At 71.1% G+C, this 19,761-nt stretch carries 22 protein-coding genes and 1 pseudogene; 10 read left to right on the forward strand and 13 right to left on the reverse strand.

The genetic code is table 11. The features are described from left to right. Positions 1-3: 3 nt before the first annotated feature. From AB0I73_RS02115 to AB0I73_RS02130, 4 genes and pseudogenes are all read right to left on the reverse strand, one after another. On the reverse strand, positions 4-966 hold the full coding sequence (locus tag AB0I73_RS02115; RefSeq protein ID WP_363032811.1) for an electron transfer flavoprotein subunit alpha/FixB family protein: 963 nt from the start codon (positions 964-966) through the stop codon (positions 4-6). A 62-nt stretch (positions 967-1,028) separates the two neighbouring features. Then, positions 1,029-1,826 carry an electron transfer flavoprotein subunit beta/FixA family protein gene (locus AB0I73_RS02120; protein ID WP_363032813.1) on the reverse strand — a complete coding sequence of 266 codons (798 nt, stop codon included), beginning with the start codon at positions 1,824-1,826 and terminating at the stop codon, positions 1,029-1,031. Positions 1,827-2,046: 220 nt separating this feature from the next. Further along, a complete protein-coding gene (locus tag AB0I73_RS02125; protein WP_363032815.1) occupies positions 2,047-2,565 on the reverse strand; it encodes a flavin reductase family protein in 519 nt (172 codons plus the stop codon). Positions 2,566-2,648: 83 nt separating this feature from the next. Beyond that, a pseudogene (locus AB0I73_RS02130) lies at positions 2,649-3,060 on the reverse strand (thioredoxin family protein). A gap of 124 nt (positions 3,061-3,184) precedes the next feature. On the opposite strand from AB0I73_RS02130, the gene AB0I73_RS02135 reads away from it, so the two are divergent. Beyond that, entirely contained in the window at positions 3,185-3,343 is a 159-nt protein-coding gene (locus tag AB0I73_RS02135; protein WP_363032817.1) for a hypothetical protein, read from the forward strand. Between the two features lie 71 nt (positions 3,344-3,414). Then, entirely contained in the window at positions 3,415-4,143 is a 729-nt protein-coding gene (locus tag AB0I73_RS02140) for a lysophospholipid acyltransferase family protein (protein ID WP_363032819.1), read from the forward strand. Positions 4,144-4,251: 108 nt separating this feature from the next. On the opposite strand, the gene AB0I73_RS02145 is transcribed toward AB0I73_RS02140, so the two are convergent. Genes AB0I73_RS02145 through AB0I73_RS02155 form a run of 3 tightly spaced genes read right to left on the reverse strand, consistent with a single transcriptional unit; the run spans position 4,252 to position 7,504 of the window. Beyond that, positions 4,252-5,325 carry a low specificity L-threonine aldolase gene (locus AB0I73_RS02145; RefSeq protein WP_363032821.1) on the reverse strand — a complete coding sequence of 358 codons (1,074 nt, stop codon included), beginning with the start codon at positions 5,323-5,325 and terminating at the stop codon, positions 4,252-4,254. Next, entirely contained in the window at positions 5,322-6,068 is a 747-nt protein-coding gene (locus AB0I73_RS02150) for an SDR family NAD(P)-dependent oxidoreductase (RefSeq protein ID WP_363032961.1), read from the reverse strand. Before AB0I73_RS02150 ends, AB0I73_RS02145 begins: the two co-directional genes overlap by 4 nt. A 38-nt stretch (positions 6,069-6,106) precedes the next feature. Beyond that, positions 6,107-7,504 carry a DUF6421 family protein gene (locus AB0I73_RS02155; protein WP_363032823.1) on the reverse strand — a complete coding sequence of 466 codons (1,398 nt, stop codon included), beginning with the start codon at positions 7,502-7,504 and terminating at the stop codon, positions 6,107-6,109. Positions 7,505-7,756: 252 nt separating this feature from the next. Between AB0I73_RS02155 and AB0I73_RS02160 the strand changes: the two genes are divergently transcribed. Beyond that, positions 7,757-8,440, forward strand: coding sequence for a glycerophosphodiester phosphodiesterase family protein (locus AB0I73_RS02160; RefSeq protein ID WP_363032825.1), 684 nt, complete (start codon positions 7,757-7,759; stop codon positions 8,438-8,440). Between the two features lie 6 nt (positions 8,441-8,446). On the opposite strand, the gene AB0I73_RS02165 is transcribed toward AB0I73_RS02160, so the two are convergent. Continuing rightward, the gene (locus tag AB0I73_RS02165) at positions 8,447-8,989 is read right to left on the reverse strand and encodes a GNAT family N-acetyltransferase (RefSeq protein WP_363032827.1); all 543 of its coding nucleotides are present in this window, start codon (positions 8,987-8,989) and stop codon (positions 8,447-8,449) included. A gap of 93 nt (positions 8,990-9,082) precedes the next feature. On the opposite strand from AB0I73_RS02165, the gene AB0I73_RS02170 reads away from it, so the two are divergent. Continuing rightward, positions 9,083-9,484, forward strand: coding sequence for a VOC family protein (locus tag AB0I73_RS02170; RefSeq protein ID WP_363032829.1), 402 nt, complete (start codon positions 9,083-9,085; stop codon positions 9,482-9,484). Between the two features lie 39 nt (positions 9,485-9,523). Here AB0I73_RS02170 and AB0I73_RS02175 read toward each other — a convergent pair whose 3' ends face one another. Continuing rightward, positions 9,524-10,147, reverse strand: a complete 624-nt coding sequence (locus tag AB0I73_RS02175; protein WP_363032831.1) for a MarR family transcriptional regulator — start codon at positions 10,145-10,147, stop codon at positions 9,524-9,526. Beyond that, positions 10,144-11,883, reverse strand: coding sequence for an FUSC family protein (locus AB0I73_RS02180; RefSeq protein ID WP_363032833.1), 1,740 nt, complete (start codon positions 11,881-11,883; stop codon positions 10,144-10,146). The genes AB0I73_RS02175 and AB0I73_RS02180 overlap by 4 nt, the downstream gene beginning before the upstream one ends. A gap of 156 nt (positions 11,884-12,039) precedes the next feature. Between AB0I73_RS02180 and AB0I73_RS02185 the strand changes: the two genes are divergently transcribed. From AB0I73_RS02185 to AB0I73_RS02200, 4 genes are all read left to right on the forward strand, one after another. Next, positions 12,040-12,612 carry a DUF5134 domain-containing protein gene (locus tag AB0I73_RS02185; protein WP_363032835.1) on the forward strand — a complete coding sequence of 191 codons (573 nt, stop codon included), beginning with the start codon at positions 12,040-12,042 and terminating at the stop codon, positions 12,610-12,612. A gap of 101 nt (positions 12,613-12,713) precedes the next feature. After that, positions 12,714-12,896: a hypothetical protein gene (locus AB0I73_RS02190; protein ID WP_363032837.1), complete on the forward strand. Its 183-nt coding sequence runs from the start codon at positions 12,714-12,716 to the stop codon at positions 12,894-12,896. A 104-nt stretch (positions 12,897-13,000) separates the two neighbouring features. Beyond that, positions 13,001-13,693, forward strand: coding sequence for a phosphatase PAP2 family protein (locus tag AB0I73_RS02195; RefSeq protein WP_363032839.1), 693 nt, complete (start codon positions 13,001-13,003; stop codon positions 13,691-13,693). 273 nt (positions 13,694-13,966) lie between these two features. Then, on the forward strand, positions 13,967-14,740 hold the full coding sequence (locus tag AB0I73_RS02200) for a helix-turn-helix domain-containing protein (protein WP_363032841.1): 774 nt from the start codon (positions 13,967-13,969) through the stop codon (positions 14,738-14,740). Here the strand turns inward: AB0I73_RS02200 and AB0I73_RS02205 are convergent. Then, entirely contained in the window at positions 14,737-16,248 is a 1,512-nt protein-coding gene (locus AB0I73_RS02205) for a hypothetical protein (RefSeq protein WP_363032843.1), read from the reverse strand. The genes AB0I73_RS02200 and AB0I73_RS02205 overlap by 4 nt on opposite strands. A 206-nt stretch (positions 16,249-16,454) precedes the next feature. On the opposite strand from AB0I73_RS02205, the gene AB0I73_RS02210 reads away from it, so the two are divergent. Beyond that, a complete protein-coding gene (locus AB0I73_RS02210; protein WP_363032845.1) occupies positions 16,455-17,117 on the forward strand; it encodes a DUF305 domain-containing protein in 663 nt (220 codons plus the stop codon). Positions 17,118-17,135: 18 nt separating this feature from the next. Here the strand turns inward: AB0I73_RS02210 and AB0I73_RS02215 are convergent, their stop codons facing one another. After that, positions 17,136-17,603: a DUF6214 family protein gene (locus tag AB0I73_RS02215; RefSeq protein ID WP_363032847.1), complete on the reverse strand. Its 468-nt coding sequence runs from the start codon at positions 17,601-17,603 to the stop codon at positions 17,136-17,138. 367 nt (positions 17,604-17,970) lie between these two features. Between AB0I73_RS02215 and AB0I73_RS02220 the strand changes: the two genes are divergently transcribed. Further along, on the forward strand, positions 17,971-18,774 hold the full coding sequence (locus AB0I73_RS02220) for a pectate lyase (RefSeq protein ID WP_363032849.1): 804 nt from the start codon (positions 17,971-17,973) through the stop codon (positions 18,772-18,774). Positions 18,775-18,880: 106 nt separating this feature from the next. Here the strand turns inward: AB0I73_RS02220 and AB0I73_RS02225 are convergent, their stop codons facing one another. Then, entirely contained in the window at positions 18,881-19,720 is an 840-nt protein-coding gene (locus AB0I73_RS02225; RefSeq protein WP_363032963.1) for a PaaX family transcriptional regulator C-terminal domain-containing protein, read from the reverse strand. Between the last annotated feature and the right edge of the window lie 41 nt (positions 19,721-19,761).

The raw sequence follows: 19,761 nt of genomic DNA on the forward strand, positions 1-19,761 counted from the left end.
GGGTCAGCCCTTGCGGGCCTTGATCTCCTCGGTGAGCTGCGGGACGACGTCGAACAGGTCGCCGACCACGCCGTAGTCGACCAGGTCGAAGATCGGGGCCTCGGCGTCCTTGTTGACCGCCACGATCGTCTTCGAGGTCTGCATGCCCGCCCGGTGCTGGATCGCCCCGGAGATACCGGCGGCCACGTACAGCTGCGGCGACACGCTCTTGCCGGTCTGGCCGACCTGGCTGGTGTGCGGGTACCAGCCCGCGTCCACCGCGGCACGCGAGGCACCCACGGCCGCGCCCAGGGAGTCGGCCAGCGCCTCGATGACCGCGAAGTTCTCCGCGCCGTTGACACCGCGGCCACCGGAGACCACGATCGCGGCCTCGGTCAGCTCCGGACGGCCCGTCGACTCCCGCGGCGTCCGCGCCACGACCTTGGTGCCGGTCGCCTGCGCGGAGAAGGTCACCGACAGCGCCTCCACCGCACCGGCGGCCGGGGCCGGCTCCACGGCCGCGCTGTTGGGCTTGACCGTGATGACCGGGGTGCCCCGGCAGACACGGGAGCGGGTGGTGAAGGCGGCGGCGAACACCGACTGGACGGCGACCGGACCCTCGTCGCCGGCCTCCAGGTCGACGGCGTCGGTGATGACGCCCGAGCCCAGGCGCAGCGCGAGGCGGGCCGCGATCTCCTTGCCCTCGGCGGACGAGGAGACCAGCACGGCGGCCGGGGAGACGGCCGCGGCCGCGGCCTGCAGGGCGTCCACCTTCGGCACGACCAGGTAGTCGGCGTACTCGGCGGCCTCGTGGGTGAGGACCTTGGCCGCGCCGTGCTCGGCCAGCACGGCGGCGGTGTCGGCGGCGCCGGCGCCCAGCGCGACGGCGACCGGCTCGCCGATGCGGCGGGCCAGGGTCAGCAGCTCCAGGGTCGGCTTGCGGACCGCGCCGTCCGCGTGGTCGACGTAGACGAGAACTTCAGCCATGGGACTTCTTCTCTCCTGCTTGCGAAGTATGAGGGGCGGGAAGCGAGCTCGAGCCTCGTGGCTCAGACGAACTTCTGGCTCGCGAGGAACTCGGCGAGCTGCTTGCCGCCCTCGCCCTCGTCCTTGACGATCGTGCCCGCGGTGCGGGCCGGGCGCTCGGCCGCCGACTCCACGACCGTGTAGGCGCCGGCCAGGCCGACCTCGTCGGCCTCGAGGTCGAGGTCGGACAGGTCCCAGGAGGTCACCGGCTTCTTCTTCGCCGCCATGATGCCCTTGAACGACGGGTAGCGCGCCTCGCCCGACTGGTCGGTGACCGACACGACGGCCGGCAGGGACGCCTCGAGCTGCTCGGTCGCGGCGTCGCCGTCCCGGCGGCCGGTGACGGTGCCGTCCTCGACCGCCACCTCCGACAGCAGGGTGACCTGCGGCACGCCCAGGCGCTCCGCCAGCAGCGCCGGGACCACGCCCATCACACCGTCGGTGGAGGCCATGCCGGAGATGACCAGGTCGTAGCCGGCCTTCTCGATCGCCTTGGCCAGCACCAGGGAGGTGCCGATGGCGTCGGTGCCGTGCAGGTCCTCGTCCTCGACGTGGATCGCCTTGTCGGCGCCCATGGACAGCGCCTTGCGCAGCGCGTCCTTGGCGTCCTCCGGACCCACCGTCAGCACGGTGATCTCCACGTCGTCGCCTGCTTCTTGACGGTCTTCCGAGATCTGCAGCGCCTGCTCGACCGCGTACTCGTCCAGCTCGGAGAGCAGACCGTCCACGTCGTCGCGGTCGACGGTCAGGTCATCGGCGAAGCGCCGGTCGCCCGTGGCGTCGGGCACATACTTCACGGTGACAACGATCCTCAAGCTCACGCCGGCTCTCCTACTGCATCGTCATTTCTGGCTGCCTGCCTTCAGGCAGCATAAGCGCCTCAAACGGCCGTTCCCGATCGGGGCGAAGCACTCTTCCCAACTAAATATTACTCGCCAGTACACCCAGTTCTTTCCCACTGAGCAAGCGCTTTGAACTGTGACCTTCGCAACGCAGCGTAACCGGAACCCGACGGGCCCGCAGCAGGGACCCCCGGCCAGGTCAGTCACGCAGTGCGCGGAAACGGCCCTGATGGTGGACAAGGGGCCGACCGGAGCCGGTGTGGTCGCCGAGCAGGACCTCGGCCAGCACGATCCGGTGGTCGCCGGCGGGCACGCGGGTCACCACCGCGCACACCGCCCGGGCGAGGACGTCGTCCAGCACGGGGACGCCCTCGGGGCCCTCGTGCCAGGCGGTGGCCGCGCCGAAGCGGTCGGCGCCGGGGCTGGCGAAGGTGGCCGCCAGCTCCCGCTGGTGCTCGCCCAGCACATGGACCCCGACGTGCTCGCTCGCGGCGATGGCGGGCCAACTGGCGCCTCCGGTGCCGACACCGAAGGAGAGCAAGGGGGGCTCGGCCGAGACCGAGGCGAGGGAGGTGGCGGTGAAGCCGACCGCGCCGGACTCCCCGCGCGCGGTGATCACCGCCACGCCCGCCGCATGCTGCCGGAAGACGGAGCGCAGCAGCTCCGGCGAGGCGGGCACCCACCGGGGGTGAAGGAGTTCCGAGTACTCCGAGGACATGGTGTCAGGCTGACGATAGGCACCACGTACCGTCAAGTCGGTCCCGGGATGTGGGAGATGCCCCCCCCGGGGGGCGTCCCCCGTCACACCGCCTCCCCCAGCGCGGCGATCACATCGGCCTTGCGCGGCTGCCCGGTGGCCCGCCGCACGACACGGCCGTCGGCGTCGAGGACCAGCACCGTCGGCGTCTTGAGGATCTCGAGCCGGCGCACGAGGTCCAGGTGGGCCTCGGCATCGATCTCCACATGGGCCACGCCCGGGACCAGGCCGGCCACCTCGCCGAGCACCCGCCGGGTCGCCCGGCAGGGCGCGCAGAAGGCGCTGGAGAACTGCACCAGCGTGGCGCGTTCACCCAGTTCCGCGCCGATCTCCGGCGCTCGGAGCCGCTTGCCGTCGTCCCGCCCGCGCACCCGTACCCTCCCGCTCCGCCGCCGCGGCGGCACTCCGTGGGCACTCGCCGCCGCGAGCACCAGCACACACCATCAGTCCGGTCAGTCCGGTCAGTCCGGTCATCGATTCTTCGTAGCGTTCACGAGACCGTAAAGATTCCCCGGCGCCCCGTACGGGTTTTCCGTACGGGACACGTGATCCATGGACATCGACGCGGGAGGACCGCGAGATGTACCTGCTCCTGCGGCGGATGACGGTGCGCGCGGTAATGGCGACGCAAAAGCCCGAGGTGGATCAAGGGGGTGGACGTGACAAGAATCTCGCCGCAGGCGGCCGTCAGGGCTGGTTCGCCGGTCGTTCTTGGGGCACCATCAGCGACGAGCCGTAAACCTACGGCTGCGTAACTTCGGCTGGGAGTCCCCTTCCCAGACAGAGAGCAGGAAGGGTTCCACCCCACCCATGGCAGAACTCGTCTACCGCCCCGTGATCGGTTTCGCCCAGACTCTGTTCAAGGTGTGGGACCTCAAGATCGACTGCCGGGGTTCGGAGAACATCCCGCGATCGGGCGGCGCCGTGCTGGTGAGCAACCACATCAGCTACCTGGACTTCGTCTTCAACGGTCTCGCCGCCCTTCCGCAGAAGCGCCTCGTGCGCTTCATGGCGAAGGAGTCCGTGTTCCGGCACCGGGTCTCCGGCCCGCTGATGCGCGGGATGAAGCACATCCCCGTGGACCGCAAGCAGGGCGAGACGGCGTACGCGCACGCGCTCGACTCGCTGCGATCCGGCGAGATCGTGGGGGTCTTCCCGGAGGCGACCATCTCGCAGTCGTTCACGCTGAAGAGCTTCAAGTCGGGTGCCGCGCGCCTGGCGCAGGAGGCCGGCGTGCCGCTGGTCCCGATGGCGGTGTGGGGCACCCAGCGGCTGTGGACCAAGGGCCACCCCCGCAACTTCAAGCGCAGCCACACCCCGATCACCATCCGTGTCGGTGAGGCGCTCGAGGCGTCCAGGGACAAGTACGCGGGCGCGATCACCCGGCAGGTGCGGGAGCGCGTCCAGGAGCTGCTGGAGGCCGCGCAGCGCGCCTACCCGGTGCGCCCCAGGGGCCAGGACGACACCTGGTGGATGCCGGCGCACCTCGGCGGGACGGCCCCGACGCCGGAACAGGTCCGCGCGGCCGAGGCACGCTGAGCCCGGGCGAACCCCCTTCGAGAATGGCAAGAACGGGGGGTTCACCCGCAAGAGCGCGGCCGATCGGGAGTCAACGCGTTCTCGATCGGCCGCACACCCACGCAGTCCCTACGCGCGCGCCATCTCCTCCTTGAGCGCCCCCACGAACGTGTCCACGTCGTCCTCGGTCGTGTCGAAGGCGCACATCCAGCGGACGTCGCCGACGGCCTCGTCCCAGAAGTAGAAGCGGAAGCGCTTCTGCAGCCGCTCGCTCACGTCGTGCGGCAGGCGGGCGAAGACCGCGTTGGCCTGTACCGGGTGGAGGATCTCCACGCCGTGCACGGCGCGTACGCCCTCGGCGAGGCGCTGGGCCATCTCGTTGGCGTGCCGGGCGTTGCGCAGCCACAGGTCCCGGGCCAGCAGGGCCTCCAACTGCACCGAGACGAAGCGCATCTTCGAGGCGAGCTGCATGGAGAGCTTGCGCAGGTGCTTCATGTGCCGGATGCCGTCCGGGTTCAGTACGACGACGGCCTCGCCGAACAGGGCGCCGTTCTTGGTGCCGCCCAACGAGAGCAGGTCGACGCCGGCCGCGTTGGTGAAGGTGCGCATCGGCACGTCCAGGGTGGCGGCGGCGTTGGCCAGCCGGGAGCCGTCGACGTGCACCTTCATGCCCCGGGCGTGCGCGTGCTCGCAGAGGGCACGGATCTCGTCCGGCGTGTACACCGTGCCCAGTTCGGTGGCCTGGGCTATGGACACCACCTGCGGCATGGCACGGTGCTCGTCCTCCCAGCCGTACGCCTGCCGGTCGATCAGCTCGGGGGTGAGCTTGCCGTCCGGGGTGGGCACGGTGAGCAGCTTGATGCCGCCGACCCGCTCCGGTGCCCCGCCCTCGTCCACGTTGATGTGGGCGCTCTCGGCGCAGATCACCGCGCCCCAGCGGTCGGTGACCGCCTGGAGCGCGACGACGTTGGCGCCGGTGCCGTTGAAGACCGGGAAGGCCTCGGCGGTGGGGCCGAAGTGGCTGCGGATCACCTGCTGGAGGTTCTCCGTGTACGCGTCCTCGCCGTACGCGACCTGGTGTCCGCCGTTGGCCAGGGCCAGGGCGGCGAGCACCTCCGGGTGGGCCCCGGCGTAGTTGTCGCTGGCGAAACCGCGGACGTCCGGGTCGTGATGACGACGTGCGTCGGTCCTGGGTGGGTTCACGGCTTCTCGGTGAGCCACAGACGGGTTCCGTTCACTTCCGCGGCGGGCTTGTCCCAGACGCCGGCGATGGCCTCGGCGAGGTCCTTGACGTCCGTGAAGCCCGCGAACTTCGCGTTGGGGCGGTCGGCACGCATCGCGTCGTGCACCAACGCCTTCACCACCAGGATCGCAGCCGCCGATGTGGGCCCCTGCTCGCCCCCCGCCTTGCGGAAGTAGTCGGCCATGGCCAGCGTCCACGCCTCGGCGGCGGCCTTGGCGGCGGCGTAGGCGGCGTTGCCCGCGGTGGGCTTGCTGGCGCCGGCCGCGCTGATCAGGACGTACCGGCCGCGGTCGCTGCGCTGGAGCGCCTCGTGGAAGGCGAGGGAGGTGTGCAGCACGGTGCGTACCAGCAGCAGCTCCAGCAGGTCCCAGTCGTCCAGTTTGGTCTTGGTGAAGGTTTCGCTGCCGCGCCAGCCACCGACCAGATGGACCAGTCCGTCGACCCGGCCGAACTCCTTCTCGGTGCGGGCGGCCCACTCGCGGGTGGAGTCCAGGTCGAGCAGGTCGACCGTGTCACCGGTGACGGTGGCGCCGCCGTGCGCGTAGCGCGCCGCGTCCACGGCCTCCGCCAGTCGCTCCGGGTCGTTGTCGGAGCCGACCACCGTCGCCCCCGCCTCGGCCAGCCTGAGCAGTGTCGCGCGCCCCGCGGGTCCTCCTGCGCCGGCCACCGCGATCACCGCACCGTCGAGCGCCCCGTTCCCCATGGTCCTCGCCTCCTGAGCAGTGGTGTGAACGAGATCGCTCACGCGGCGACCCGCTCGGCGCTGTCCGCCGTGATGCCCCGGGTTGAAGCGATCACGTTCTTCAACTTCTTGGACAGTGCCTCATAGAACATGCTCAGCGGAAACTCGTCCGGAAGCACGTCATCGACGAGTTTCCGCGGCGGCTGCGTCAGGTCCAGTGCCTCGGGGCCCTTGGCCCACTTGGATCCCGGGTGCGGGGAGAGGTAGGTGGAGACCAGTTCGTAGCCGGCGAACCAGTGGACGAGTTTCGGGCGGTCGATGCCGTCGCGGTACAGCGTCTCGATCTCGGCGCACAGCTGGTTGGTGACCTGGGGGGCACGGTCCCAGTCGATGCTGAGTTTGTTGTCGGTCCAGCGGACGACATCGTGCTTGTGCAGGTAGGCGAAGAGCAGTTGACCGCCGAGGCCGTCGTAGTTGCGGACCCGCTCACCGGTGACCGGGAAGCGGAACATCCGGTCGAACAGCACCGCGACCTGCACGTCACGTGCCTGCGGGACGCCGTCGCCGGCCAGCTTGACGGCCTCCTTGAAGGCGGTGAGGTCGCAGCGCAGCTCCTCCAGGCCGTACATCCAGAACGGCTGGCGCTGCTTGATCATGAACGGGTCGAAGGGCAGGTCGCCGTGGCTGTGAGTGCGGTCGTGCACCATGTCCCAGAGCACAAACGCCTCTTCACACCGCTTCTGGTCGTGCACCATCGCGGCGACGTCCGCGGGCAGCTCCAGGCCCAGGATGTCGACGGCGGCGGCGGTGACGCGGCGGAAGCGGGCGGCCTCGCGGTCGCAGAAGATGCCGCCCCAGGTGAATCGCTCGGGGGCCTCGCGCACGGCGATGGTCTCGGGGAAGAGCACCGCGGAGTTGGTGTCGTAGCCCGCGGTGAAGTCCTCGAAGGTGATGCCGCAGAACAGCGGGTTGTCGTAGCGGGTGCGCTCCAGTTCGGCCAGCCAGTCGGGCCAGACCATGCGCAGCACGACCGCCTCGAGGTTGCGGTCGGGGTTGCCGTTCTGCGTGTACATCGGGAAGACGACCAGGTGCTGGAGGCCGTCCTCGCGGCCCGCGGCGGGCTGGAAGGCCAGCAGCGAGTCGAGGAAGTCGGGCACCTCGAAGCCGCCCTCGGCCCAGCGGCGCAGATCCTTCACCAGGGCCTCGTGGTAGGCGCGGTCGTGCGGGAGCAGCGGGGACAGCTCGTCGAGCGCGTCGGTCACCCGGCGCACCTCGGCCTCGGCCTCGGTGCGGGCCGGGGCGTCCTCGGCGTCGAAGTCGATCGAGCCGTCCTTCGCCTGCCAGGGCCGGATCCGCTGCACGGCATCCTTGAGCACGGGCCATGCCGGGTGCTCGACCACCCTCGACACCGGAGGAACGTTTCTCTCCGCACCCACCTGCACAAGAACTTCCGTCATGTCCCATCCTCCGCCAAAGAAACTGCGTACGACGACCGTATACGTACGGGGTTTCTCCCAGCAAGGGGAGTCTCCGCAAATTATCCTGCGCCACCCCGGTCGTCACCGCATTTCTTCCTGCCCATCGCACGGGCGGACGACACTCCTCAAAAACGATGTTCAGTGTCTGGACGGAACGGGCACAGGCGATACGGTCCAGGAGGGCCGTAGGGACGCGGCCCTGCGCCGCCGTCGACGGAAGCGAGTCGGATCTTGAACTTCCTCACCATCGGTCACCGCGGAGTCATGGGTGCCGAGCCCGAGAACACCATCCGGTCCTTCGTCGCCGCCCAGGAGGCCGGCCTGGACGTCATCGAACTCGATCTGCATCTGAGCAAGGACGGCGAGCTCGTCGTCATGCACGACGCGGAACTGGACCGCACGACGGACGGCACGGGTCCGATCGCCGACCGGACCGTCGCCGAACTGCGCGCCCTGGACGCCGGCCGCGGCGAGCACGTCCCCGTCTTCGAGGAGGTGCTGGACGCCGTCCACGTACCGCTGCAGGCCGAGATCAAGGACGTACAGGCGGCCAGGGCGCTGGCCGAGGTGATGAACCGGCGGGGCCTGGCGGACCGGATCGAGGTGTCCTCGTTCCACGACGACGCGATCGCCGAGATCGCGCGCCTGGTGCCCGGGGTGCGCACCGCGCTCGTCGCCAGCCGTTACGGCACGGACGTCGTGGAGCGGGCGGTCGGCGCCGGCGCGGCGACCGTCTGCCTGAACATCCGCCGCCTCACCCTGGAGATCGTCGAGCGGGCCCGCAAGGCGGACCTGAGGATCATCGGCTGGGTGGTGAACACGCAGGACCACCTCAGACTGGTCCGGGCCCTCGGGCTCGACGGCGCGACCACCGACTACCCGGAGATCAAGCGCACCGGCCGGTTCACCGCGTGAGGGGCGTCAGCCAAGTTCCTTGACCAGCAGTTCGAACCGCAGGTCGGCACGGAGCGGAATGCCGAACCGCTCGTCGCCGTACGGGAAGGGCGTCGTCCTTCCCGTACGGCGGTAGCCGCGCCGCTCGTACCAGGCGATCAGGTCCTCGCGCGCCGAGATCACGGTCATGTGCATCTCGTTCGCGCCCCAGGTCTCGCGCACCAGCCGCTCCGCGTACGCGATGATCGCCTTGCCGAGCCCGGCGCCCTGGAGGTCGGGGCTGACCGCGAACATGCCGAAGTAGGCGTGGTCGCCACGGTGTTCGAGCTGGCAGCAGGCGACGATCCGGCCCTCGCGCTCCACCGTCAGCAGCCGGCTGTCCGGCGACTCGACGACCTCCCGCACCCCCTCGGCGTCGGTCCGCTGCCCCTCGAGGATGTCCGCCTCGGTGGTCCACCCGGCCCGGCTGGAGTCACCCCGGTACGCCGACTCGATCAGCGCGACGAGCTCGTCCACATCGGCGTCGGCGGCGTCGCGGAAGGTCAGCGCGCTCTCGGTGACGGTATCCATGGGGCACTTCTCCGGTTTCTCGCTCGCCTCTTCATCACTTCCCGGCGTGGCCAGGGCACGGAAGAGACTAACCCGGCCGCTACGCTCGGCCGCATGGTGCATGTACTCGGCAGCCGCGTTCTGCTGCGCCCCACCGATCCCGAGCGCTCCCGCGCCTTCTACGGCGAGCAACTGGGCCTCGCCGTGTACCGCGAGTTCGGCACCGGCCCGGAGCGCGGCACCGTCTACTTCCTCGGCGGCGGCTTCCTGGAGCTGTCCGGCCGGTCCGACACCCCGGCGGCCCCTGCGGCCACGGCGGCGCGGCTGTGGCTCCAGGTCGCGGACGTGGCGGCGGCCCACCAGGAGCTGCGGGACAAGGGCGTCGAGATCGTCCGGCCGCCGGTGCGGGAGCCGTGGGGCCTCATCGAGATGTGGACCGCCGACCCCGACGGCACACCCATCGTCCTGGTGGAGACTCCGGCCGACCATCCGCTGCGGTACCGGCCGGGACTCTGAGACCGGTGGTCCGACACCGGGAGGGGCGCGAGGGCCGCGTCACACCTGTACGGCGCTCAGGCGTCCTTCCAGCTGCCCCAGCAGCCCGCCGAGCAGCGCGGCCAGCTCTCCGAGATCCGGCCCGCCCAGACCGGAGAGCGCGGCGTTCTCGTAGGCGAGTTGCGCGGGCATGATGCCGTCGACGACGCCCTGTCCGGCGTCGGTGAGGCGGACCCGGGCCATGCGGCGGTCGCGCGGGTCGCCGCGGCGTTCCACCAGGCCGCGCCCGGTGAGCTGTTTGAGGCGTTTGGTGACGGCGGCGCCGGAGGAGAAGGTCTCGCGTGCCAGTTCGCCCGGCGTCAGTTCGCGTCCGGTGCGACGCAGCGCGCCGAGCAGGTCGAACTCGGGGCGGGTCAGTCCCGCCCGGCTCAGCGGGGCGTCCTCGGCCTGCTGGAGCAGGGCGGCACAGCGGTTGATGCGCCCGATGACCTCCATGGGTCCGGTGTCGAGGCCGGGGTACACGGCCCGCCACTGCCGGACCACCGCGGCCACGGTGTCGCCGCCTGCCGCCGGAAGCCCCTCGCCGGGCGGGTTCCCCGCGTCGGCCGGGAGCCCCCCGTCGGTGGGAAGTCCTTCCTCGAGCTGAAGTCCTGCGTCGGCCGGGAGCCGTTCGGTCGCCGTCATGGCCGTATGTCCTTCGTGTTCGTGCCCGGATCCGTACCCGGGTTCATGTCCGTGCCGGGGTTCGGGGCCTCGCCGGGGTCGGTCAGCAGCCTCTGGCGTCGTACCGTCGCCGCGAGCGTACGGTGCCCCTCCCGCTCGGCGAGCACGACGTGTTCCTGCGGCAGCGTGCGGAGCCACCATTCGCCCGCGGCCGCGTCGGCGGCGGCCCGCAGGTCGACGAGGGCGGCGGCCAGGCCGCGCCGGGCGGTCTCCAGGGCGGCGGGGTCGGCCTGCGGGTCGGTCAGGAGCCGGGCCGCGTGTTCGCGCCGGAGGCCGGCCGTGCTGAGCGCCGTCGCGACGCGGTTGCCCGCCCGCCGGTTGGTGACGGCCAGGGCGGCGGCGAAGCCGACCAGCGCGCCGACCAGGGTGTCCACCACACGATCGGTGATCAGGGGGCCGGCCGCCTGGTAGCCGGGGAACTCGGTGATGAGCAGGGCCAGCGGGGTGACGCAGACGCTGCCGAGCCAATAGTTGCGGCCGATGAGCGCTTCGGCCCCGAAGTTGAAGACGAGGCAGCACAGGACGAGGGCGAGCGGTCCCAGGTCGGCGATCGGGGCGACGGCCGCGAAGATCAGCACGCCGACGAGGTTGCCGAAGACCCGCTGCACGGTCCGGCTCCAGGTGAGGGTGATGTTGGCCTGGTAGAGCGCCGCGGCGGTGGTCAGGGCCCAGTAGGGCCGTCCGATCCCGATGGCCAGGGAGGCGTACCCGGCGAGGCCGCAGCCGAGGACGGTGCGTACGGCGATGGGGGTGAGCGGTCCCAGCCGGGACCACAGGGAGCGGTGGGGGATGGCGCGCTCGGCGGCCACACCGAGGAGTTCGTCGGCACCCGAGCGGGGGGCGTCGGCGCCCGGGACACGGCCCGTGCCGCGCAGCTCACGGGCCTGGGCGCGCAACCGCGCGGGGTCGGCCTCCGCCGGCGCGGCGAGCGCGATCTCGGCGCGGACGACCAGCCGTTCGAGGGCCCGGCGGGTGGCGACGGAGCGGGTTCCGGTGAGGAGCAGGCACTGCCAGGCGGCCTGCACGGCGGCGTAGGCGGCGGCACGGGCCCGTGCGTGGCCGTCGCCGGTGCCGCCGGTCTCGGCGTACGCGGCGGTGGCGTTCAGTGCGTCGGCGGTGGCCCGGCGCTCGGGGCCGTGCGGCCGGACCAGTACGGGTGCCATGCCGACCAGCCAGGCCCAGACCCCGGCCACCGCTGCCAGTGCGAGGTGGCCGGGGACCTGCCCGAGGGTCTGGGGGACGAACAGCGAGGCGGAGCTGACGAAGGTGAGGATCACGTTGCCGGGCGGGCCGATGCGCGTGACGTCGCACAGCACTTTCTGCACGGCGGCCAACAGGGCGCCGATGGCGACCAGGACCACGGCGTCGCTGGTGAGTGAGGCGGCGACCAGGGCCACGGCGAGACTGCCGACCATGCCGAGCACCACGCCCGCGAGCGCCTTGGCGCGGGCGGCGTACGGACGGTTGTGGGCGTAGAGGGCGCACAGGGAGCCGGCCATGGTGTAGGCGGCGAGGTCCAGTCGGCCGAGGGCGACCAGGATCAGGTTGGGCGGTGCGACCGCGGCCACCACGCTGAAGGCGGGCTTGAACCAGATGTTGGAGGGCCGTCCGACGCGCAGTACGTCGACCAGCGGGAAGCGCCGGGGCTTCGGCGTGGGGGTGGGGTTCGGGGTGGGACGGGGGGTCGCACTGCTCATGTCGTACAACGCTACCAGGTCTTTTACTCGTAAAACATCTACGTGACCTGCGCTGCTCCCCCAAATGCTCCCCGTGTACGCCTGTGCGCCCGCGTGCACACCGCCGGGCGGGGGCATGCCTTGACCGACCGTGGAGCGGGTCCGGGGGAGGTGCGCGTGCACGGACCGGCGTCGTTCGGCTGGTTGCTGGTCGCGCTCTGCGCGGCGACCGGCGCCTACTGTCTGCTGCGGATGCGCAGCAGCGTCGAGGAGCAGCGCCGCGCTGCGGGCGGTGAGGCGCTGATGGGTTTCGGCATGGCCGCGATGGCCGTACCGGCGGCGGTGTTCACCCCGCCCTCGTGGGCGTGGCCCGCCTGTGCGGTGGTGTTCGGCGCGGCCGCGGTGCAGGCCCTGTGGGCAGGGCGTGGGAGCCCGCGCCATCTGCACCATCCGGTGGGCGCCGGGGCCATGGCCTACATGGCGGTGGTGATGGCCGCCTCCCCCAGCGGGGAGCACGGACACGGCGGCGCGGGCATACCCGCGCTGACCGGGCTCCTGCTGCTGTACTTCGCCGGGTACGTGCTGGTGACGGGCGTACGGCTGGTACCGGTGGCCGCCGCGCCGGAGCACTTGGCGGCCACCGGCGCGGGGCCTTCCGGAGCTTCGGGCTGGGGGGACCGGCCCGAGCTGGCGCGGGCGTGCCGGCTGTCCATGGGGATCGCGATGGTGGCGATGCTGCTGACGATGTGAGGCGGGGCGGCCGGCCGCGGGCCGACGAGCGGGACCGTCGCCCGCGTCACTGTGCCCGATGGGCCGTACCCGAAAGTCCTCCGCGCTCATGGGCCGGCCGCATGATGCTCCCCGTGGCGCTGCTGCTCGGTGCCCTGACCGCCGTCGTCGGTCCCAGACTGCTCGCGCGGGCCCCCTGGCCGGACCGGCTCACGGCGGGGCTGCGGCTGACGGCCGTGGCGTCACTGGTTCCGGTGATCCCGATCCTGGTCGCGTTCGCCCCCGGGCTGCGGGCGCTGGAGTAGGACTGCTCGGAGGCATACGCTGAAGCCCTCTTCGCTTCAGGGCTCCCGGGCGATCGGGGCGTCGGTGTTGGCCCCGGGCCCCGGCGGTCGGCGAGGATCGCCTCATGCACTCCCCCCACATGTCTCCCCCCGACCTCGAATCGCCGCCCCGGCCACCGGAGCACCGGCACCGCCTGGCTGTCCTGTCCCTCGGTGTACCGGCTCTGTGCTCGGTGGTGCTGCTGATCCTGGTCGGCACCGAGTGGCGCCCGCTGACCGGTGTGGACGGCGACATCGCCCGTACCACGCACCGCTGGGCGGTCGAAGAGCCGGGGCTGACGCAGACGGCCCGCGTCCTGACGGACTGGGTCTGGGACCCGTGGACCATGCGCCTGCTGGCCGGGGCGGTCGCACTGCTGCTGGTGTTCCGGTACGCGGCCCGCTGGACCGCGGTGTGGCTTGTGGTGACCTGCGCCGTGGGGACGGTGCTGCAGCAGGTCCTCAAGGCGGCGGTGGGCCGCGCCCGCCCGGTGTGGGCGAACCCGGTCGACTCGGCCCACTACGCGGCCTTCCCGTCGGGCCACGCCATGACCGCCACCGTCGTCCTCGGTCTCCTGCTGTGGCTCCTGCACCGGCACGGTGTGAGCCGGACCGTGTGGGTGTGGGCCGCGACCGTGGCGGCGCTCTCGGTGGCCGGCGTCGGTCTCACCCGCGTCTGGCTCGGCGTCCACTGGGCTACGGACGTGCTCGGGGGGTGGCTCTTCGGCGCCCTGGTCGTGGCCGTGGCGGTGCGCGTCCACCGGCGTCGACACCCGTGAGACCGCACGGTCCGCGTCTCCCGGAAATCTCCCGCGGGACCTCCGTGACCACTTCCCGGTGCCGGTCCGGCGGGACGCACGAGGGCCGGACGCACCACAACGGCCCGGGCGGTCGCCCGCAGGGCGGGAGGGGGCATCTCGTCAGCGCCGTTCTCCTCGGGCGATCCCCCGCGTCGCCCGAGGAGAACGGCAGCCCGGAGTGGACCCACCAGGGGATCCGGCCGGACGCGTTGAGTATAGTTGGCTGCCAGCCAGTCAACGCAGGAGTCCAGCATGTCCCCGCGCAGCCCCTCGGTCAATGAAGAATTGCGGAGGCGTTCGAAGGAACGGCTTCTGCAAGCCGCCGTCGAGGTGGTGAGCGAGCGCGGATACGAGGCGACGACGCTCGGCGACATCGCCGACCGCGCGGGGTCCGCCCGGGGTCTGGTCTCGTACTACTTCCCGGGGAAGCGCCACCTGGTGCAGTCCGCGGTGCACCGGCTGATGCACCGGACACTGGAGGAGGCGCTGGAGCGCGAACCGCGCACCGACGACGGGCGGGAGCGGATGGCGCGGGCCATCGACGCGATCCTGGGCCTGGCCCGCGACCGCCCCGTACTGATGCGCCAGCACATGGCCGGACTGCTGCAGGCCGAGGGTTTCCTGCCCTGCCCCGAGCAGCGGCGCCTGGCCGAACTACTCAGCGACACCGTCGCCCGGCACGGCTCCAGCGAGGTCGACAGCGACTACTCGATGTTGCGCGCCCTGCTGATGGGCGCCGTGTTCTCGGCCCTGCTGCCGGGTGCGCCGATGCCCGTCGAGGCACTGCGCACGGAGCTGTTCAAGCGCTACCGGCTCGACTGGGAGCTGGGTGTCCCGCCCGGCACCGAGGTGCCGGGCGGGACGGGTGCGTCGGACCGGACCGGTCGGACGGACGGAACGGACCGGACGGACGCGGCCGGCGGAACGGGCGCGTCGGACCGGACGGATGTGTCGCGGTTCTTCGCGACCGAGCCGGCCCCGGGACCCTCAGCCCCACCCCGCCGCCCCGCCCCGGACAGGTCCTAGTCCCTGTCGTCGAAGTAGTCAGGCTGCGTCTGCGGGTTGAGCTCGCGCAGCTGGATCCTGTCGGCCGGGTCCGTGCGCCGGTCGTCGATCCTCAGGACGTCGAGGCCCTTCTCGATGTCGTTCGAGTAGATGTAGCCGTTGTAGTAGTACGCCGACCAGGAGCCGCCGGTGACGATCCGGTCGGTGGCCAGCGGACCCCGCTCGAAGTAGGCGATCTCCTTCGGCTTCGAGGAATCGGTGAAGTCCCAGACGGAGACGCCGCCCTGGTACCAGGCCTGGACCAGGATGTCCTTGCCCTTGACCGGGATCAACGAGCCGTTGTGGGCCACACAGTTCTCGGTGTCCGCCTGGTGACGGGGAATCTTGAAGTAGCTGCGGAAGACGAGCCGGCGTTTGTCGCCCTTGCCGACGATGTCGTAGATGCCGTCCGCGCCCCGGTCCGGTCCGACGGCCGCATTGCAGGTGGCGGCGCCACCGCCGCCCAACTCATCGGTGAACACGACCTTGTCGGCCCGCTGGTTGAAGGTCGCCGAGTGCCAGAAGGCGAAGTTGACGTTGTCCTGCACCCGGTCGATCACCTTGGGGCGCTCGGGGTTCTTGATGGAGAACAGGATGCCGTCGCCCATGCAGGCACCGGCGGCGAGGTCCTCGGACGGCAGCACGGTGATGTCGTGGCAGCCCGTGGTCTTGGAGACGCCCGGGTTGGTGGGCGCGCCCGGGTTTCCGCCGCCGTCCGGCCCCTCACCGGGGAACAGCACCGGGAATTCGACCACCGCCGCCTTGTGCGGGGCCTTGCGCGGCACCTTGATGACGGAGATGCCGTCGTGCGGCGGCTGGCAGTCGGGGTAGGCGGCGTTCGGCGAGTACGAGGAGACGTAGATGTAGACGTTCTTGCGCTCGGGCACCAGCGTGTGGGTGTGCGAGCCGCAGGCGGTCTCGACGGCCGCGACGTAGCGCGGGTTCCGCTTGTCGCTGATGTCGAAGACCTTCATGCCCTCCCACGAGGACTTCTCGGTCGCCGGTTGCGTGGTGCTGTTGCAACTGCTGTCGCTGCGCGAGGAGTCGGTGGAGAGGAACAGCAGGTCACCGGAGACGGAGATGTCGTTCTGGGAGCCGGGGCACAGCACCTGGGCCACCGTCTTCGGTGACTTCGGGTTGCTGATGTCGAAGATGCGGAAGCCGTCGTAGTTGCCCGCGAAGGCGTACCGGCCCTGGAACGCCAGGTCCGAGTTGAATCCGGTCAGCGCGTCCTTGGGGATGTTGGCCACGTGCCGGATGTTGTCGGAGCGGACGACCTCGTCCTGGGCGGGTATCTCGCCGCTCTCGATGGCCTCACGCGCCTCGGCCTGCGCGCTTCGGGACATCTCCTTCGGGGCGGTCGGCTCGTCCCCGGGGTCGGGGATCGCCGCGGCCGGTGCGGCGGTGAGCAGCGCGGCCAGCAGTCCCCCGGCCGCTGCGACGACTCCCAGCCGTCTGCGCCGGGTTCGGGGATCTTTCAACAGGATCACTGTCTTTCCTCCCTTGTACCGTTCGACTCGGAACGGGTGGTGCACCGGCAGTATCTTCCTGATCATGCACATAACAACAGTGGGCAACGCACTCGCAACGAAGTTTTCTGCTCACTGCCGCGCGGAAGCGTGCTAGGACAGTCGTCGGCACTCACGAGGTGTCCCGCAACCCTCCCCAGAGGGGTCCCCCAGCCACAGGAGGTCCCGTGCTCTTCCGCCGTGTGTCACGCGTGTCCGTCGTCGCGACCGGGCTGACCGCCCTGGTCGTACTCGGGCTCGCGGGCTGCGACTCCGATACGGACGACGCCAAGTCGGCTGCCGCCAAGGGGCCTTCGGTGATCGCACCGGGCGAGCCCGGACAGCCGAACCGGACGTTGTCGGCCGCGGAGGCCGCAGAGCAGCGCGCCGAGGACGACTCCCCCAACTCCGCGGACGTCTCCTACACCCGCATGATGATCGAGCACCACTCCCAGGCCCTGGAGATGACCGAACTCGTCCCGGACCGCGCCGAGTCGCCGAAGATCGTCAAGCTGGCCGAGCGGATCGCGGCCGCGCAGCAGCCGGAGATCAAGGCGATGGAGGGCTGGCTGACGACGCACAAGAAGACCGAGAAGGCCGACGAGCACAACCACGACCACGCGGCGATGCCCGGAATGGCGACCCCGGCCCAGCTCAAGAACCTGCGCGCGGCCGAGGGGAAGGCCTTCGACCAGCTCTTCCTCACACTGATGATCACCCATCACGAGGGGGCGATCACCATGGCCACGGACGTGAAGGCGCAGGGCAACAACATCCAGATCGAGGAGATGGCCGACGACGTGGTCGCCCAGCAGACGAGCGAGATCACGCGGATGCGCGATCTCCTGTGACGCCCGCGTCGGAGCCGTTCACCGCCGGGTGTGACGCGGGCTCAGCAGGCCCGCGTCACGTGCCCGGCCGATGACCCGCAGCGCCCCGCGCCGGCTGTATCCGGTCGCGCACATCACGGCGAGCACCGGGTCGGCACCTTCCTCCTGGGCCGCGCGGTACTCCCGCGCCACGAAGCGCCTTCCCACGGGTTCCTGCGGCCCGACCACGCGGGTCCGCCGCTCCCCCGTACCGGACGGGGCACCGGCGGCCGGTTCGTCCTCGGTGCCGCAGGCCCGCGCGAGCGGCCCCTCGATCCAGTCGGCGAACAGCGCCAGGTCCTCCAGCGACAGCGCGGGCCGGGCCCGTACGTCCTCGACGCAGACGCTGTGCCCGGACACCATCGCGAGCGCCTCGACCCCGGCTCCGTCCGCGAAGGTCAGCCGCACATCGAACCAGCGCGTCGTGTGCTCCCCTTCGCGCACCTCCCAGGCAGGCCGCACGGACACGGCACCGTCCGCCGGAGAACGATCGGAAAGATGAAGGAAAGACTCCTCAAGCACGCTCGCAACGTAACCACGTGAGCACTTTCCCTACGGACGAACACGCACCCCGACCGGTGGAGGGCACCCTGTCAGCGGAGCGGGTGCCACTTCGGCCGTGCGGCCGAGGAGCCGGGGCCACGACGCCCTCACCTCTCCACTGGAGAACGCGCTCACTGCCGCTGCAGATGGCCGAATACCTGCCGTACGGGGCGTTGACCAGAAAGCGCTTTCCCTCTACGTTCCGTTCAGCGACGTGAACCTCGCACACCCACGGCACCTCCGCACCCCCGCGTCGCCGACACCCCCACATCACGACAGAAGGAACCGGAACATGACTTCGGTGACAACACCGCGCGCCCACGGGCGGGCGCTGACCGGCGCACTGGCCACCCTCGGGCTCTCGGTTGGCATGCTTATGACAGCAGGCGCCTCCCCGGCCGGCGCCGCCACCTGGCCGACCCCCAACGGCAGCGAGGGGGTCTCCTCCACCATCTCGGTGTCCGGCACCAAGGACTACGGGATGAAGCGCCTCTACGGCACCGGCGCCCTGGGCTCCGGCAGCCAGGACGAGGACCAGGGCCCGATCCTGGAGCTGGCGGACGGCGCGGTCCTGAAGAACGTCGTCCTCGGCGCCCCGGCCGCCGACGGCGTCCACTGCAAGGGGTCCTGCACGCTGCAGAACGTGTGGTGGGAGGACGTCGGCGAGGACGCGGCGACCTTCAAGGGCAAGTCGTCGTCATCGGTCTACACCGTCAGCGGCGGCGGGGCGAAGGAAGCCAGCGACAAGGTGTTCCAGTTCAACGGCGCCGGAACGCTGAACGTGTCGAACTTCGCGGTCAAGAACTTCGGCACCTTCGTGCGCTCCTGCGGCAACTGCTCCACGCAGTACAAGCGCACGATCAACCTCAACACGATCGAGGTGAACTGGAAGGGCGGCAGGATCGCCGGGATCAACACCAACTACGGCGACAGCGCGACCCTGCGCAACATCACGGTCATCGGGGACAGCAGCAAGAAGATCATCCCCTGCCAGAAGTACATCGGCAACAACACCGGCAAGGAGCCCGGCACCAACGGCTCGGACGCCGACGGCACGTACTGCAAGTACGGGTCGTCCGACATCACCTACAGGTAGCCCTTCCCCGCACAACGGCTCCCCACGGTGAGGCGGCGGCCGTACGGAGCGCCCCGCGCGGTGCTCCGTACGGCCGCCGCTTCGCGCCCCGCCCGCCGCCTCCGCGCTACCTCCGCCCGCCCGGTCCGCTGTCACCGGTGCGCCCGCTGGTTCCACTGGTCCCACTGATCTCGCCGGACCCACCGGGCCCGCCCACGCTCGCGCGGATCTCGCCGATGAGTTCACGCCGGTAGTCGGTGTACGCGGCCCGCAGCGCGTCGCCCGGCCAGTCGGCGGGCAGGAGGGCCGCAGGCAGGACGGGATCGGTGAGCAGGTGGCGTACGACGGCCGCGAAGACGGCGAGCCGGTCGGCGGGGCGGTCGACGCCGTCGATGTGCGCGAGGAGCGCGCGGGCCGTGCCCGCCCAGGCGTCCAGCGGCCACAGACTCCCGGCCAGGTCGGCGGCGGGCCTGTCGGGGCGGGCCGTGTAGCGCTGGGCCACCCGGTCGAGAGGCACGGACAGCGGGCGGTCCAGGTTGGCCGGCCGGAGCCACACGCCCTCGCGGAGTTCGGCGAGCCGGAGGGCGGCCAGCCGGGTACGCAGATCCGCCCGCTCGGCGGGACCGCGACCCGTCACGGTGATCACCACCATCTCCCAGTCGCCGTCCCACGCACGCGTGCTCGGCCGTACGGCCTCGTCCTGGCGGGTCTGGCGGTCGAGCAACCGGTCACTGAGGCGGTAACCCGCACCGGTTTCGGTGCGCAACAGATCACCGGCGGCCACCATCCGGCTGAGGGCGGCCCGCAGCGTGGACCCGCCGACGCCGAAGCGCTCCACGAGCCGCCCCAGTTCCCGCGCCGGAAGCTGCGGCGGGTGCGTGCCGAGCAGCAGGCTCAGCACGACCGACCGCGCGGACAGGGGACGCAGTCGCAGGTCACCGGTTCGCTCCGGGTCGTTCATCCGCATGAATGCGTACTGTACGGCGCGCTGCTCACCCTGCGGCGCAC

The sequence above is a fragment of the Streptomyces sp. NPDC050388 genome, assembly GCF_040655635.1.
Lineage (GTDB): Bacteria > Actinomycetota > Actinomycetes > Streptomycetales > Streptomycetaceae > Streptomyces.